At 51.9% G+C, this 16,427-nt stretch carries 10 protein-coding genes; 3 read left to right on the top strand and 7 right to left on the bottom strand.

Going from position 1 to position 16,427, the window contains the following annotated elements; all coding sequences use genetic code 11:
* Positions 1–179 precede the first annotated feature (179 nt).
* The 5 genes from ACUIAF_RS01130 to ACUIAF_RS01110 all read right to left on the bottom strand — a co-directional run bounded on the left by ACUIAF_RS01130 (position 180) and on the right by ACUIAF_RS01110 (position 6,979).
* Positions 180–935 carry an ABC transporter permease gene (locus ACUIAF_RS01130; protein ID WP_445338766.1) on the bottom strand — a complete coding sequence of 252 codons (756 nt, stop codon included), beginning with the start codon at positions 933–935 and terminating at the stop codon, positions 180–182.
* Between the two features lie 31 nt (positions 936–966).
* A complete protein-coding gene (locus ACUIAF_RS01125; protein ID WP_445338765.1) occupies positions 967–1,881 on the bottom strand; it encodes an ABC transporter ATP-binding protein in 915 nt (304 codons plus the stop codon).
* Between the two features lie 729 nt (positions 1,882–2,610).
* A complete protein-coding gene (locus ACUIAF_RS01120; RefSeq protein ID WP_015022038.1) occupies positions 2,611–2,760 on the bottom strand; it encodes a hypothetical protein in 150 nt (49 codons plus the stop codon).
* Positions 2,761–3,202: 442 nt separating this feature from the next.
* Positions 3,203–4,960 (bottom strand): ABC transporter ATP-binding protein, encoded by a 1,758-nt coding sequence (locus ACUIAF_RS01115; protein ID WP_445338764.1) that lies wholly within the window; start codon positions 4,958–4,960, stop codon positions 3,203–3,205.
* On the bottom strand, positions 4,961–6,979 hold the full coding sequence (locus ACUIAF_RS01110) for an ABC transporter ATP-binding protein (protein WP_445338763.1): 2,019 nt from the start codon (positions 6,977–6,979) through the stop codon (positions 4,961–4,963).
* A gap of 176 nt (positions 6,980–7,155) precedes the next feature.
* Here ACUIAF_RS01110 and ACUIAF_RS01105 point away from each other — a divergent pair, with 176 nt between their 5' ends.
* Complete coding sequence (locus ACUIAF_RS01105; RefSeq protein WP_445338762.1) at positions 7,156–8,130, top strand: helix-turn-helix domain-containing protein; 975 nt, start codon at positions 7,156–7,158, stop codon at positions 8,128–8,130.
* A 996-nt stretch (positions 8,131–9,126) separates the two neighbouring features.
* Here the strand turns inward: ACUIAF_RS01105 and ACUIAF_RS01100 are convergent.
* Complete coding sequence (locus ACUIAF_RS01100; protein ID WP_445339136.1) at positions 9,127–10,281, bottom strand: MFS transporter; 1,155 nt, start codon at positions 10,279–10,281, stop codon at positions 9,127–9,129.
* Positions 10,282–11,883: 1,602 nt separating this feature from the next.
* Positions 11,884–12,429: a helix-turn-helix transcriptional regulator gene (locus tag ACUIAF_RS01095; protein ID WP_445338761.1), complete on the bottom strand. Its 546-nt coding sequence runs from the start codon at positions 12,427–12,429 to the stop codon at positions 11,884–11,886.
* A 1,474-nt stretch (positions 12,430–13,903) separates the two neighbouring features.
* Here ACUIAF_RS01095 and ACUIAF_RS01090 point away from each other — a divergent pair.
* Together ACUIAF_RS01090 and ACUIAF_RS01085 are read left to right on the top strand one after the other, a co-directional pair.
* Complete coding sequence (locus tag ACUIAF_RS01090; protein ID WP_110417350.1) at positions 13,904–14,848, top strand: nucleoside hydrolase; 945 nt, start codon at positions 13,904–13,906, stop codon at positions 14,846–14,848.
* 61 nt (positions 14,849–14,909) lie between these two features.
* Positions 14,910–16,352: an MFS transporter gene (locus ACUIAF_RS01085; RefSeq protein ID WP_445338760.1), complete on the top strand. Its 1,443-nt coding sequence runs from the start codon at positions 14,910–14,912 to the stop codon at positions 16,350–16,352.
* The last annotated feature ends 75 nt before the right edge of the window (positions 16,353–16,427 follow it).

Genomic DNA, 16,427 nt, shown 5'->3' with positions numbered 1-16,427 from the left:
ACGAGCTGAATCAGACCAACAGAGTATGGTGCTGCAGTCCCAGACATGGACAAATAACCAAGAGAAAACCGAGTTTGGCCCTCTAACCCTCCTATGGCTGGTGGCATGGATAACTTATGACTTGCTTGAATATTTCAACTTTCAAACATGTTTAATCAATGACACTTCGGGTTCCAAACTCACTCCACATCCCATTTGAAACCGCGAACCGCCAAAAACACAAGCACTGCAGTAACAGCAAGCACGATGGAAGTTGAAAGCATAGCGCCCGTTTGCTGCAGAGGATTTTTTGATGCCCAGAAAATGAGATCTCCAAAGAGAGTCGACGGAATCCATCTGATAACATTCGTCAACCAATCCGGAAGGATGGCGAAGGGTATGGCCAGGCCACTGAGGAACAAAGCCAAGAGTTGCACGAGAGCTCCCAAGTTGGTTGCCAACTGCGGTGACGAAAGCCAGCCACCCATTAAATACCCCAAGGCAAGGAACATGACCAGGCCCAATAAGGACACGACAAAAACTCGACCTACATCCCTAAACGGAAGCAGATTCAGCAATACCGAAGCGCCTACTATGACAAGGATCTGCACGGTCGCCATAATGAGCCTTACAGCCAGATACGTCATCAAATAGTCTGTTTTTAGAATCGGTGTTGTTGAAAGTACCCGGAGGGCTCCTGATTGCCTGACTTCGGCCAAAGGACCTGCGGTCATGGTCAAAGCTGTACCGGTCACTGCCAGAAAGAGCGCCATGGGCATAACGAATGGGCTGAAGTCCGGAGCATCAGCCTGTCCTTTCATCATCTCGGACATGAGAAGGAACATTCCCGCCATGGCAAAAGGGAAAATTATGACAAAAATAAAGTATGAAGTGTTCCTGATTAGTTCACGAGTCTGTAGCGCCAACAGGGGGCGAAGGTCCCGTTTTTGTGTCATCTGGAGTCCTATCAAAAATGAGTATCATCAACTATTCAAAATCATGCCCGGTCAGCCTCACGAAGGCATCATAAAGGCTTGGTTCGTTCATACGCAATTGGGAAACCGCAGGATTGCTCGACAGCACAGCAATAACAGGATCCGTATCGTCGGCACGTATTGAGATGGTTGTCTTATCAACGACTTCCGGTACGCCAAAAGTTCGAAGCATGCTCACAACGTCCGATATTCCATCCGGGCTTACTCGGCAGGATATCAGCGTTCCATTGGCATGTTTCCTTATGAGTTCCTCCGGACTGCCTTGGGCCACAGACTGACCATGATCTATCACCGCAACTTCGTGGCACAGAATCCTCGCCTCATCTAAATCATGTGTCGATAAGACAATCGTCGTACCTTCTTCAGCCAAAAACCGGAGCACCTTCCAAAGGTCGTCTCGAGCCATTACATCAAGACCAGTGGAGGGTTCGTCAAGTATGGCTAATTTCGTCCGCCCTATGATGCATAAACCAACGTTCAGTCGCTGTTTTTGTCCACCTGATAATTTCGCTACTTTGCGGAGCAGCAATTCGTCCAAGCCCATCCATTTTGCGACTTGATCCACGTCGCGCGGGTGATCATAAAGACTGGCCCAGAATGACAGTATCTCCCCCACTCTTTCCTGGGGAAAGATTGTGGACTCCTGGGGTTGAATACTCACCCGCCGATGGATCCACTGCGAGTAGGTCTGCGGATTCCTGCCGAATATGCTGACAGTTCCGGAAGTCGGTTTTCTCAAGCCGACAGCCATTTCTAGCGTTGTTGATTTTCCGGCACCGTTAGGGCCCAGCAGACCAAAGATGCCCCCTTCAGGGACGGTTAAATTAAGGTGATCAAGCGCCTTGATAACCCCTGCTGGCGTTTCATACTCTTTGACTAGATTGCCAAGTTCTATAGCAGCATTCATTGGTGCCACCCTTTATGGTAGGTACAGCGGTTCGTTAAAGTTTCATTGCATTGAGCGGCCAAACCTGCCAGACACTCTTCAAAAACAATAGCACCAACGGTGATTGAAATATATCAGCATCGGAGCCACTAGCAGTTATAACCTAATGTTCAAGTACCTGTCCACAAATCTAAAGAGGAAAAGGTAACTCAACGCATTGACAAATCGAGCGAACCACCAGTATCTGCCACACATTCATAGAAAGAAGAAAAACTCACTTATTAATTCGATCAGCCATCGGCAATACGGAATCTCTGCGGTTCCCCTAATAAGACATCTGCAGCCCCCCCCCGCAGCCTCTCTGGCAAAACAAAACACTATCTCCCAGAACCTGGTTTCCTCATCCATGGCTTCAGCAATCGATTTGCTCAAATGCCTGAATCTCAAATGCCGGAATTCCCCGAGCGGAAACAATGTGTCTCGCAGGTTGCTGGGCGTTGCTTTTGCCGCAACGAGAACCGTTATCCGACTTCTACAGATGGAAAAGGCCATGCCAGACTCTTTTTATACTGGGAAGAATCGATCCCTCCCACGAAGCACCCCAAGCAGAACTACAAGTTGCTTGAACCTATCAGGTTTCCCCCATGCGCAGTACGTCCAGCCGCATACCGGGCACACTCAGTCCCACCCGACAGCGATCTGTACTCATCCTCACCCGATGTTGGCGGCCGACATTGTTTCACCGGGTGCTCATATAGCAAGCCAAACGGCTAACGCCAGGCTTGCTGCGCCCAATATGCACAGCACGAACCAGCGCTTGTCCTTCTTGCCCAATACGAATCCCCGAACAATCAGCGCCAAGCCAAGCAAAGCCGCGAATACCATAATCCAGAAACCCATGTTCTAGGCCTTTCGTTGCAGTTTGATGATTCGATCATGTTGGTCATTCAGTGAGGCGTCGTGCGTAACGGTGACGATCGTGGATCCCGAATCGCAGTTCAGGCCAAAGAGCAGAGCGATGATCCTCGACCTGTTCGCTGAATCGAGAGTGGCAGCGGGCTCATCAGCAAGAACAGCCTCGGAATTCATAATGACGGCCCGCGCGAAAACTGTTTCTGCTTTTCTCCCACCGGAGCATTTAAGCGGTTTTGCCAAGTATAGACCCAATGCCCAGAGAGTCCACCACCTGGCCGAATCTTCCCGAATGCCCCTTGCCTGGCGTCCCTGCCTAGAGCAGGGACAGCTTGATGTTGCCCGCGATGCTCAAGGACCTGATGAGCCTTGATTCCTGCAGAACGAACCTGATTTCCTGGCTCCTCCATGCAGCCGATCCAGGCTCTTTCTATAAGGACCAGCCTGCGCTCTCCCCCTGCAAGCGAACCATCCGCGCAAATTCACCATCTGCTGCCATAAGCTTCTGCGGGGAACCCTGCTCGACCACACGCCCATGGTCAAGAACCACAATCTTGTCAGCCTGCTCGACAGTGCGCATCCGATGGGCAATGACCATGACCGTCTTGCCCACCAGCAATTGCGATAGGGCCTCCTGCACCTGCGTCTCGTTCTCTACATCCAGGGAGGCGGTAGCCTCGTCAAGCAAGACGACCGGGGCATTCTTGAGGATGGTTCTGGCAATGGAGATTCGTTGACGCTCGCCTCCGGAAAGCCTGGAGCCGTTTTCCCCAATCATCGTCTGATACCCCTGTGGCAGGCGCGAAACGAACTGGTCGCAGTTGGCGGCCTTGGCCGCAACCAACACCTCCTCGTCACTGGCACCACTCCGACCCATCCGAATATTGCCCAAGACCGTGTCATCAAAGAGCATCACTTCCTGGAAAACCACGGCATAGTCGCGCAGAAGAACCTCCGGATCCACATTACTTACATCCACCCCGCCTACGGTGATGGAACCTGCAGTAGCATCCCAGAAGCGAGCCGCCAGCCGAGCACAGGTCGATTTCCCGGAACCCGAAGGGCCGACCAGGGCTGTAATCTCCCCCTCCCTGGCAGTAAAACCGACATCCTTGAGAACCGGTTCACCTGCCGCCTTACCCGCAAGCGCGGGATAGGAAAAGGCAACGTGGTCGAAGACGATATCGTGCCCATCGGGGTGGAATTCCTCACTCCCCCCGGCCACAGGTTCCTCGGCGATGGAGCGAATCCGCCGGGCCGAACTCTGGGACTGGAAGAGCTCCGAAACCAACATCAGCGCCTGGTCAAACGGGGAATAGATCCGCGAAACCATCAGGAGGAAGAGGAACATGACCATAAAGTCGATCCTGCCCTCAATGATCAACCCAGCAGCCACCAGAAAGGTTGTTGCCACACCCAGCCGCAAAACCACCATGGCAGAGTTCAATATGAGGCCATTGGTCATCTCGGCTCGAACCGTAGTGGCTTCGGTGTCATCGATGGTCGAGAAGAGCCTGTCCAGATACCTGTCTTCTTGGTTGGTGGCGTGAATCTCCCGAACACAGTCAAGCGCCTCCTGAATGCCATCACTGACTCTAATTTGAGCCTGCCTCGTGCGCCGTGACGAGGCTTCAACAAATCGTCGAGTAGCGAAGATGATGGCGAAGGCCACCGGCACACTCCAGAACGCAGCCAGATCAAGTGCCCAATTGATGGGCAGAAGCGACAGGAATATCAGGACGGATGAGACGACTGCACCGTAGAGCTGGCTCAAGGCATGAGCATAGGCATGCTCCATGGTGGCCACGTCACCCAGGATGGTATCGGTCAGATCAGCCAGGTCACGCCGCCCGAAAAAGGAAAGTGGCAATTTGCGCAGCTTCTCAGCCAGGTCGATTCGCTGGGTTCCGGTCTGGCGGAAGACCGCGCCATAGGAATAACTGTACTGGAACCAGGAGGAGCCGAAGAGGATGAGGGCAAAGAGCAGGAGACCGGCCAGGTAGGGCAAGATCTCCGGCAGGGGCGCCCCAGCTGTCAGGTGCTCGACGAAAGCCTTCATGACCAGCAGAAGGGAGGCGGTTCCCGCCATGATAATCAGATTGGTCAGTGTGGTCCACAGCGTTCCCAGAACCACGATCTTCATGCCCTGGTCGGACAGGGCGTACTTCTTCTTGAATGAGGCGAGCACTTATGCCTCACCTCCTTTCCTCTGTATGTCGAAATCACCGGTAAACGAGTCCGCAGCTAATGATCCGACACCGGGAACGTTGTGCTCATCACCCGCAGTGGAGCCTGCGGGTTTTTGACCAGCTCCGCCGGCAGCCTTCGGAGAGTTGTCGACCTTCCAGGAGACCGACCGTTCGTATTCAGACCAGAGACGGGCATAGGTACCCTGCGCATCAAGCAGCTGGCGATGAGTGCCCTGCTCAACCAGGCGACCCCCATCCAACACCAGAATTTGGTCGACGTGAGCCACAGTCGACAAACGATGGGCAATCATGAGAACGGTTCGCCGTTGACCCCCTTCAGCCTGGGTCAGTTTGGTCAGCGCCTTCTGTATCAGGACCTCGTTCTCGGGATCGGCAAAAGCGGTCGCCTCATCCAGGACCACAATGGGAGACTCCTTGAGGATCGCCCTGGCCAGGGCCACGCGCTGTGCCTCTCCCCCGGAAAGGTAGGTTCCTCCTGAACCGAGCATGGTGTCAAGCCCATTGGGAAGCTTGTCCACGATGTCCATGCACTGAGCCGCTCTCAATGCGTCCAAGACCTGCTCGGCAGTCGCCTCCGGTCTGGCTGCGCGGACGTTCTCCAGGAGGGTCGTCGAAAAGAGCCTGTTGGTCTGGAAAACGAAGGCGACCTGCCCCATCAGATCGTGGAGATCGATGGACCTGACATCAATGCCGCCCACAGCGACCCTGCCCGAGTTCACATCCCAAAAGCGTGGCACCAGACTGGCACAGGTCGATTTCCCTCCTCCCGAGGGACCGACCAGGGCCACCACTCCACCCTCCGGCACCTTGAAGTCAATCCGATTCAGTGCTGGACGACCGGCACCCGGATAGGTATACGAGGCCTGTTTCAGGGACACATCCGCCGACTTCGGATGTCCCGCTTCGGCAGCTACCGTCAGGGACTCAATGCTGAGCACACCGGTGATTCTGTCCAAAGCGTCGTCGGCCTTGCTGAAGGACTCACTGGAGAACTGCAGACGGGTCATGGCTGTGGGAACCATGCCCGAGAAGACGGCGTAGAAGGCGAAATCGGCCAGAAAAGAGGTGAAGTCACCCTGCCCCGGAGCCAGCAGGATGGCTACAGGAATAAGGAAAACCACAGTCCCGTTCAGAGCCGTCATCTGAATGGTCTGGGGCAGGTGGCAGATTTGCATGGCATAGTTCCTGGCTATTCGGCTGTAATGCTCGATGGCCTCGTGGAAGGCCTTGAAGGAATAAACCGTCTGCTGGAAGACCTTGACCACCGGAATGCCGCGGACATACTCGGTCCCGGTCTTCGACATTCGCACCAATGCATCCTGGTATTCCTTCATAAAGGACTGTCCCTGATCGTTCATCATGACACGGATGCAGACCAGGGCAATCAGGATGGGGAAGAGACAGGCCAGGCCCATACGCCAGTCGAAAACCAGCATCAGTATCGGCATGCTCAGAATCATGGCGAAGGAACCGGCCGCATCAGGGAGTATATGGGCAAGCAGATTCTCGGTGTCGGCCGCCGAGCCATCAATGGTGCGGCGCAACTCGCCTGAAGCATGGAGATCGAAATACCCCAGGGGCAGGCTCATCAGGTGGCTTATGGCCTCTTTACGCATGTTGGAGGCACTCCGGAAGGCTGCCAGATGCGCCATCAACAGTCCTGCACAGTACAGAATGACGGAAGCCGCCGCAAACCCCAATCCGGCCCATCCGTATATGGCAATTCCCGTGGCCTGGGACCATTTCGGCGCTACGGCGAGGAGGTCTTTTACTGCCAGCCATATGCAGATATAGGGTCCAAGGCCGGCAATCGTGGAGAGGGCGGACAGACCACAGCCGAGATAGGAGAACACCTTACGAGGGCCGGCGAAATCAAGCAGCCGCATCAGGGAACTACGCCCATGCGACTTTTCCTGTCCAGGCCAGCCTCCACCGCCCTGAGCTTTACTTTCTATAGGATCCGGTTTGCTTCCCGAATCCACATGGTCTGTGGTCATCCCTTTCCTCCTGATTTTCATCCAAGGCCTTGTTGTTCGTCGCCATCGAACGTAATCTGAGAAATCAACGGCTGGAAGACCGTCAGGGAGGGACGGATGAATCCAGAAAAGGTGCGAACGAAAACGAAAGTCTATCGAGATCGCCACAAGGCCGGCAGAATGAAACCAGGTGAGCAATGACCGACCATGAGATGCACTCCGAATCCCGCGAGATACAGACCCTGTACCGCCCCCAGGTGGAACAACTCGGCATGGAGCTCCATCACCGGTCGGGTGGATTGGAAGGGCAGGTCGATGGCGACATCTGTCGGGGAAGATTCCAAGCCAATCCGGCAGGTCCTTATTGCCTGGTCATATGGCACGACATCACCTTCCTGCGCGAGATGGATTTCAGCGAGTACGCCATAACCGACTACGCCTGCCTGACCATGGATGAAAGCCCGACATCCAGCCCCGCTCCTTACGGGTTGCAGCCGTGTACGATGCAGGAGGGCAATATGGTCTCCCTGGTCCAGCGGGCAGGATCGGTCACCAACCGTATGCCGGCAGGCTTCCGTTCACGGACCCAGAGCATCTGCATCCTGCCCCACTATTTCATGGAGCTGGAAACCCAGTGGCCCGGCCAGGTCAAGGGACTCTTTGACGCCTTCTGCCAACCCTGGCCATCCGGTATCGCCCTGGCCGCTTTAACCGCCATGTCAAAGTTTTCCCCAGGAAGGCCGGACCAGACGGAGTTCCTCATAAAAGCACACATCGACCTCCTCATGGCAATGTTGGCCCAGGCTTCCTCTGCACTTGTGCAAAGACACGAATCCTCACACGACCACGAACTGGTCCAGCAGGTCAAAACCCATATCCAATCCAACCTGGGCGGCGATCTCTCCATCGATCGGATAGCCCAATCACTGTATGTGGGACGCACCCGTTTATGCCTCGCCTTCAGGCATCAGACCGGAGTAAGCCTGGCCCGGTACATCAGAGAGCAAAGAATGGACCGGGCCCGCCGTCTTCTCTTGTCCACTGGTGAGGACATTGCCTGGATTGGCAGGCAGGTCGGATATATGCGTCCCAGTTCATTCAGCGCGGCTTTCACCAGAGAAACCGGGGTTGCCCCAATCACTTGGCGCGAGCACTGCAACCGTGTTCGTTAGTCTCGCCGCAATCGAAGCTTCCGCAGTTGCGGATGTTCCCGTCCTGGCAGATGGGAACCATCTCACGCTCCTCCTCACATATCGATCAGGTCCATATGGCTCTGCATCGAAACGAAAGAGCCTATCCGTGGCTTGCCGCCGCGAATCGTTATTTCTGGAACTTTCAGGCGTACATGGCGATTGCATCCAGGTAACGTACTTTTCCCGCTTTCACCAGATTGTGCAGAGCATCCATATCCTCTTCGAGGATGCGAGGCATTCCCAGCGGTGTTGATATAGAGGTCTACGTAGTCCATTCCCAGAAGTTCCAGGCTATGGTCGATTTGCTGCATGGTGGGCTTACGAAATGAAGAAGACTTGGGGGCAGTGGCAATTCCGTCCTACTTCGCATACTTCTTCAGGCCCTGGCCCAGGTATCGTTCGGTATTCCCATGCGGATAGACATTGGCAGTGTCGAAGAAACTGGATGGGTCTTCGGGTAACCCGATACTCTTTTTAGAGTTTATCCACGATAACCGAACGCAACCACCGCCAGGCTTTCGCACTTTTCATGATGAACGCACGACCGGAGAAGTTTGATCAAAATCTGGTCCGCTCCACTTCATCGACAGTGGCACTCTGGGTGGAAGGATCATCGCAACAGCAGACTTCTCCTTCTGTGTTCGACACTCTAGTGGCGCAAAATACGACCAAGTGGCCGCCTTTCGCTTTTAGGTTTGTGTGAAAGTTGCATGGTACAGAGCATATTGCGGATATCGATGAGACTCCAGAACGGTACCGGACATGGTCACTTCGGACTCCTTCATTGAGTCTCATCTTCTCCATGCAGCGTGGCAGAAAAGGCAGTGCGCCGGCACCAAACAGCAATGGACAAACCAGACGGAACTCTCATTACTTCACCGAGTCAAGCTCAAAATTGCAGTATCCCGCCGCCTATCTCAGATATACCCATTTTCTTCATCGATAAAGTCCTCATGGATACCCTTTATGGTGAAACTAATTATTACGCACCCTCACAAAAGTCATCAAGAATAGACTTATCATTGAGACTACAAAAAGATCAACCGCCGATATTCCGATACCTAATCTTGAACCTATCTTATTGGCAACAAATCCGCCAAGTAAATAGCCTATAGAATTCACCCCGATTAGAACTGCCTTGTATATACTCGTGACTCTACCAAGGTACTCCTGCCCAACTTCATTCTGTCGATTCGTGATTATACTGATATTAAGAATCGACTCATTAATCGCGATGCATGCAATTGAAGAAACTAAAATTATTAAATTAGCGCTTAATGCGAATACCGCCCGAAAAAGAGAACCGGCAATAATCGACAGTACCAAAAGCTGGCCAAACTCAATCTTTTTATTTAACCAATTTACTACGATCGTTCCAATCAAAGCACTGACTGCTGCGATGGACAAAATCAACCCAATTTGATCCGAAGAAAGACCCATTTGTTGACGTAAGATTATCAGACTATCGTTCTGAAAGTTAGCCGATGCTATATTAACCAAGGCGGCAAGCACAAGAGGGTACAGAACAGCACGAATTTTAGCAGTGTATCGCACCCCATCCTTTATATCTGTGAATACTGCATTTACACCGTGCTTAATAGAGGAAAACCTTGCAAAAGGGTCTCTCTGAGATATCAGGATTATATTATTCACCAGCAGTAGACTGATTAAATAGAAAACCACAGATATGCCGGTCAACAAACTTTGAGGAATGAATTTATACAGCACTCCCCCTAGTATGGGTAGCGCGAAATTCACACCGTACTGTATTCCGTAAACTGTACTGTTTAATTTCGAAAAATTTTCTTTTTCAACCAAGAATGAAACAAAAGTAATTTCCGACACCGTGCTTAAGATATTCATTACACTTACTGCAAGCGAAACTGTGTAAATGATAAAAATCATAAATGCCGACGATGCTTTCAATGCCAAAGCGATAGCAAGAACCGAATAACTCAGCAGTCTGATCAAGTCACTAAAGATCATGATCTTCTTTACATCTAATCTGTCTATTATCGCACCTATCGGAAGACCCAAAATAAGGAACGGTATTGTTTCGATTGCAGAGATGAACGACAGATGTATTCCGCTACCTGTCATATCCAGCACTATGAGAGGTAATGCAAACATCATTAAAGAGCTCCCACAGTTATCTGTAACTACCGAGGAAAGATATAATCTGTTGTTCCTGTCCTTTAGCAAATTGTCCATGTCAATATCCGAGGCCTTTATCTCCAATTAGGATTACTCGATCTGAGTGAACGTCTCGTTCTAGAGCAACTACATCTGTGCAGATTATTACTGCTCTCCTTGTTTCTCCACCGTTAATTCGCCCATGATCTCATTCGACTCAATCAAATAGTAGTAATTGTATACGTCAGAATTTATTTAAAAAACGGATTTGGATGACTAACAAAATCATTATTATCCTCTTACACCGAACCAATTGCGCAGGTAGGGCATGATTGGGGAATGAGTGAAAGTTTCCTATCAGTTGCCATCACTCCCCCGTATGCCGTAGTGCCCGGCGACATGGGGGGGGGGGCATAACTGCTCATTGGAATTGACGGTTTAGGTCTGCCGAACATGCTTTGTATAGAATTTCAAGGTTTCACCTGAAGACGATGGATTGATTGAATCCCTGGGGCGAGACCAGAATAGTTGCTCTAAATGATCAACTTTTGTTAACCGTTTTTATCTCAGATTAGAGACAATTGTCATATGCTATCTATCGTCTATCCTTATTTGCATTCACAAAAATTAGACTATTTGTTTATCTGAGCAACACGAAAGACCCTCGCGTTCTCCCCGGTTTTGCACAAAGGAACAGCTGCCATACGAAGAAGTAAAAATTGTTAAAATGCTATAGCTCGGATAACTTCTGATCTACAGTTTTGAAATTGCCGGCGATACAAGGATCGCTTCGGAGTACGAAGGCAACAAACCTTCATCAAAAAACTGATGAATAATTTGTATATCAGTTTCGAAATTTATAGAAAGCGAACTTTTATCCAATGCAGGATTGCAATTAACAATCCCTCGGTTGAACCCTTGACCGTGCCAATCAGACCACGCTGCCATAGGTGTGCGACCTTGCTGAAGAGCCTGCAGGAGTTCCGGAGGCCGTGTATCGGTTCGACCGTATACGGTCCTCAATCTCCCATGAACACTTCATCGTCTGCGTGGTAGCGGAAATGCTCGCGCCGGGCGGTGACTGCAATCCTCTGGCACGCCTGCCAGCATGTACCTTTGCTTGAAGCCCTTAGATATGAATTCATCGGGCACCTTCTCCTTCCCTGGCTCTTCGGCATGCATGGCCAGCAAGCACTTCATGGACGAAGAAGCCCTAGCTTCCCGTCATACCCGTCCGCCGTTGTGACCTGAGCGGACTTCGACCACTTGTCATGTAGAATGTTTTTGCCATACCAGCATCCAAGCGTCAGATATCAATTCAATTCACTTAGCGATAACCAGCACCAACTCACGGCGGCGCACACTAACTCATAGGAACAGGTATAAGCCAAACAGAAGAAACAACGAATAGAAAAAAAAACACGGCCACGACGCCGACCAAGCCACTGATACACGCAGGGACTGCCGGGATCCTGGTGATACCGGTGAGCACCCTGAGCGCCTGGAAGGCACAGAAAATGCCGCTTTCTTGTTGTGGCTTTATCAGGCCAGTTGGTACAGGTAAAGCCCCTATTTCCTATTGCCAGCCGAGGAGGACTGTCACCAGAGCAGGGCCGCAAGAGCATACCCGGCAACAGCGCTGACCACGATTACGAGCAACAGCAGCGCCAGCCTCTTGCGCAGGCCGGGCGCATGGCCTCGATCGGACCGGTCCACCTCCTCACCTGCCAGGAAAGCCTTGATCTCCCTGTAGGTCCGGATATCGTTTCGTCGTTTAATGTTCTCCTCAAGGCCGATGGTCATTCCCAACAGGACCAGGAGGGCGAGGAGCCCCATGAGCGAAAGCAGCCACGGCCACTCCCGCTTGGCAACTGCGACCCCATACAGCATCAGCCCATCCACAATGAAGATGACCGCGGCCAGGCCATAGAGGATCATATTCAGGATCTTCATGCTTCGTACGTCTCTATCGAGTGCCTGCTTCATAGTGCCGAGGTCTCCTTTGATCAGCTGGTCGATGCTCACGTCGAAGAGGTCGGACAAAAGGAGCAGGTTCTGCACGTCCGGGTAGGTGCGGTCGTTCTCCCAGTTGGATATGGTCTGGCGGGACACGAATATCCTCCCGGCGAGATCGTCCTGGGACATGCCCCGCTCCGAGCGATACCGGCGAATCTGACCGCCCAGTTCCATACCCCTGCCACCCGCCTTCCCTGGCCATCGTCCGCCGGCCGATTTGGTTGACGACTATGTGCCTGCATCGTCGAGGCCTGCGCAGGTCCGACCTCTTCAAGCTATCAACACACCCCCCTCCATACCAAAAATTCCCCCGCCAAAAGTCTTTGACACCCTTGTTTTTCAAGGATTATCGGCATAATTCAACCTAAACACAGGTTGGAGGGAAACACCCCGAACGGGTTATCAGCACCACACCAAACACACCCGCCTCCCGGCGCCCATTGCCAAGCCCTGAGTATCGTCATGCAGTTACGCGATATAAGGATAAGGACCTGTAGTCAGTGGGAGAAGACCCAGTCATACTCCCCAGAATCCGCGAGTTACATCGGGAGATCAAGACGGCGGAGGTGGTTCACGCACGGAAATCTACTATGTGCTCCGCATCAAGACTCAATGGAGCCGGTTCATGGATAACCATCGGCGTAGATTCCATAGGTCTTCTCCTGGAAATGGTGGCCATCTGCGAAAGCAATCCTAAGAAAGGCAGCTCGGATAAGTGGCTTACATACCGCGTCATGACACCGACATGAGACAATGCAATACGTGAGCTCAGAACCACTATGGGCCGGCTATGGCGCGGGCGGAAATTAACGGCTGCTTCGGAGTGGACAACCAGATACTCAACGCCATGGCACTCGGAAACCCCGACCGGGAACGGTACTGTTCTATTTGCCTGACACAGGCTCCTTGGGTCCCAAGATCATCGCAGCAGCGTATTTCATCGTTTTCGCCAGATATTCCGAATGCCTCAGAGTACGCCGAGGCGTCCTCCTCTGAAAGTCGGATTCAGGAGGAAATCGCAGGACACCAACACAATTCGGGTCGGCTTCATAAGCAACCGCTCCAGAAAACCGGTTGTGGGATCCTGGACGGCAGCACCGTCCAGTTCATCTTTCCGCCCCAAATATCATGACAGGTTTTCTAGCATCCAATTCTTAGCGTTCCTATATTCTGATTCTCTTGCTCTCAATGCCCTTAATCAGCAGGTCATCAAGCCGTGGGAACAGGTAGGTCCTCACAAGTATTTTCCGGCCAGAACAACTTTTCGCCATGGACCCATCCATGTGAATCTCTACCCGTTACACACTCCTTTGGGCAAGCGCTGGTTCACGATCTGGCCCTTGGGCGGAACACCATTCTTGGCCCATAAGATTCTTTTGCTGAGTGCTCTCCATATTTCATTTAATAAATGTATCGCGCGATATATGTTCGAACAGACGTTGCTTTGACAAGTTAGATTTAACGTTTTATCATGAATTTGTTGCGTTGATATAACGGTTTATCAATACAATGTAGTGTTTTGACGCAAGTTCAAGTCAGGGAGAAAGCCTGAGCTTGTTGAGAAATCGCTATTAAAGCCAGTCAGAGTAGAAGGAGCTTCACAATGGCGAAAAAGATGATTCTCGATTTGGACACAGGCGTGGATGACACCTTGGCCCTGAGCTACACCCTTGGGAGCCCTGACATTGATTTGTTGGGAATCTCAGGCACTTACGGAAATGTGGTGCTCAAGCAGGGCTTGCGGAATTCGCTGGCCGTTTTGAGTCTGCTGGGCCATCCCGAAATCCCGGTCTATCCCGGCATTGACCACCCAAGCGACAAAGACGAGTTTCTGACTCCATCCGCGGATATTCACGGCAAGAACGGCATCGGCGAAGTAGTAATTCCCGACTCCAATAAGGAACCTGAAACAACCAGCGCTGTCGATTTCATTATCGATTCCGTAAAGACCTATGGCAAGGATCTGGTCTACGTTCCCACCGGCCCATTGACCAATTTGGATGCCGCAATTAAGCGTGCACCTGAAATCGTCGACCAAATTGGTCAAGTGGTGTTGATGGGTGGAGCCTTGACGGTCTGCGGCAATGTCAATCCTTGGGAGGAAGCAAATATCTCCCAGGATCCGGAAGCGGCAAACAGAGTATTTCGGTCTGGTATCCCCGCAAAAATGATCGGGCTGGATGTCACCCTCCAGACGCTGCTGACCAAGAAGGAAACTCAGCAATGGCGCGACATGGATACTGCTGGCTCCAGATTCCTGGCTGACATGACTGATTTCTACATCGGCGCCTATGCGAAATTCCACCCTCACCTTCATGGATGCGGTCTGCATGATCCTCTCGCTGCCGCAGTGGCCATTGATCCCACCTTCGTAAAAACACTGCCTATGAACATGCAAGTAGACGTGGATGGGCCTACCCGAGGCCGTACCATCGGTGACAACACGCGCTTGAATGATCCACGAAAGACCATGGAGGTCGCGGTACAGGTCGATGTTCCCCGGTTCCTGAAAGAATTTATGTCCCGCACAAGTGCCGCCTGCCGCTGAAAACAATCGTCAAACTTTGCCGGGCAATAGCCGCCCGGCATCGGTTGGTTAGGAAACTACTTTGTCATCACAAAATACTCAAACTGAAGCTCTTGATAAATTCGATCCCAGACAAGATCCAGAAGTTACGAACAGGGCTGCCGTCAAAGCCTTGATTCCCCTGCTCATTACCTTCGTGCTGGGCACATTGTGCATGCAGGCATTTAATCTGGTCTTCGAACAAGTTGGCCAAGACGTGGGTGATCCCGCACATGCCTCGCTCATCACGGCAATACCAGGTATCATTCTCGGCATTGTCTGTTTCATTTACGGATCTCTCGGAGATTTCGTTTCGCTGAAAAAGATGGTCATGGTGGGCATGGTCTTCCTTTTGACGGGTTCGATTCTCGGATTCTTAGCCACATTTTTCATCACCGGCAATCTGTGGGTGGTCATAATCGCACGCTCAGTTCAAACGGCAGGCGAACAGGTCGCTGGCTCCGTCTATCTGGTGGTGGCTACGAAGTATCTGAAACCGTCGTTAAAGGTCATATTCTTCGGCGTCTTCACTGCAGCCTTCCAGCTTTCCAACGTCATTGGCATTCTGGCAGGTGGGTGGCTGGCCACCTTGCATTGGCAATTCCTCTTCCTCATTCCCGTGGTGACCATCTTCTTTATCCCGATCCTGATGCACAACCTCCCCAGCGATAGCGGTAATGGGAAAAAGATTGACGTACCAGGCTTCATACTCTTCGGTGGCGGTGCTGCATTCCTCACGCTCTTCTTCTCATTCAATGCGTGGTGGATGCTGATCGTCTCCATTCTGCTGTTTGCAGCCCTTGCGGTGTACATCCACAAGGTGGAGGAGCCCTTCATCACGCCCGGCTTCTTCCGTAATGTCCCCTGGCTGCTGGGATGCCTGTTGGTCTTCGTCATTGATTTCACGCCGAACTGGTTCTCGCCCATGCTCAACGCCATTGGCCGCGATGTCTATTCCATCAATTCCGCCAAGGTGTCCCTGCTCATCGTATGGGGACCTGTCGTTGCAGTCATCGTGGGATGCTGCTCCGGCTTCATTGTCGATAAGATCGGTCGTGGGGCATCAATTATCTGCGCTGCTACTTCAATGGCCATTGGCATGTTGATGGTTGCATTCCTAGCCCAGAAGAACACGATTTTCATGGCAATTGCCCCTATCTTCTTCAACGGCGGCCAGGCCTTCCTGTATTCTCCTTTGGTTGATACGGTTCTGGGAACACTGCATAAGGACGAATCCGGACGTGGTGTTGGCCTGAATGATCTGATTATGAACACCACCGGTTCTATCGGAATCTCTGTATTCGGTAGTCTGATGGCCAATCCGGCATTGTCGAAAGGCAGCTTGATCGGGAAAACCGGAGCGGGTGCCACTTACTCCAACCTGGCTCTCATTTCGGTTGGTACCCTGATTGTAGGTGTCGTTCTGGTGCTCATTCTTCGTCACAAGCTATATGGCTCTCGTACCGACCTCCAGAATGAGCGGTGATGATCAGTAGTTTATAGCCCCATCGTGGCGACAATCATATTTGTAAATTAAACATAATGAGTAAGGCCTGGTGGC

It is taken from the genome of Bifidobacterium sp. ESL0822, from assembly GCF_052606675.1.
The sequence above is the reverse complement of the archived record's forward strand: the minus strand, read 5'-3'. Positions and strand labels throughout refer to the sequence as shown.

Bases quoted from the DNA above. Each gene is read 5' to 3' on its own strand.
- ACUIAF_RS01110 (WP_445338763.1), bottom strand. From the start codon at position 6,979: ATGACCACAGACCATGTGGATTCGGGAAGCAAACCGGATCCTATAGAA.
- ACUIAF_RS01120 (WP_015022038.1), bottom strand. From the start codon at position 2,760: ATGGGTTTCTGGATTATGGTATTCGCGGCTTTGCTTGGCTTGGCGCTG.
- ACUIAF_RS01095 (WP_445338761.1), bottom strand. From the start codon at position 12,429: ATGTCCCAGGACGATCTCGCCGGGAGGATATTCGTGTCCCGCCAGACC.
- ACUIAF_RS01130 (WP_445338766.1), bottom strand. From the start codon at position 935: ATGACACAAAAACGGGACCTTCGCCCCCTGTTGGCGCTACAGACTCGT.
- ACUIAF_RS01125 (WP_445338765.1), bottom strand. From the start codon at position 1,881: ATGAATGCTGCTATAGAACTTGGCAATCTAGTCAAAGAGTATGAAACG.
- ACUIAF_RS01105 (WP_445338762.1), top strand. From the start codon at position 7,156: ATGACCGACCATGAGATGCACTCCGAATCCCGCGAGATACAGACCCTG.
- ACUIAF_RS01090 (WP_110417350.1), top strand. From the start codon at position 13,904: ATGGCGAAAAAGATGATTCTCGATTTGGACACAGGCGTGGATGACACC.
- ACUIAF_RS01100 (WP_445339136.1), bottom strand. From the start codon at position 10,281: ATGTTTGCATTACCTCTCATAGTGCTGGATATGACAGGTAGCGGAATA.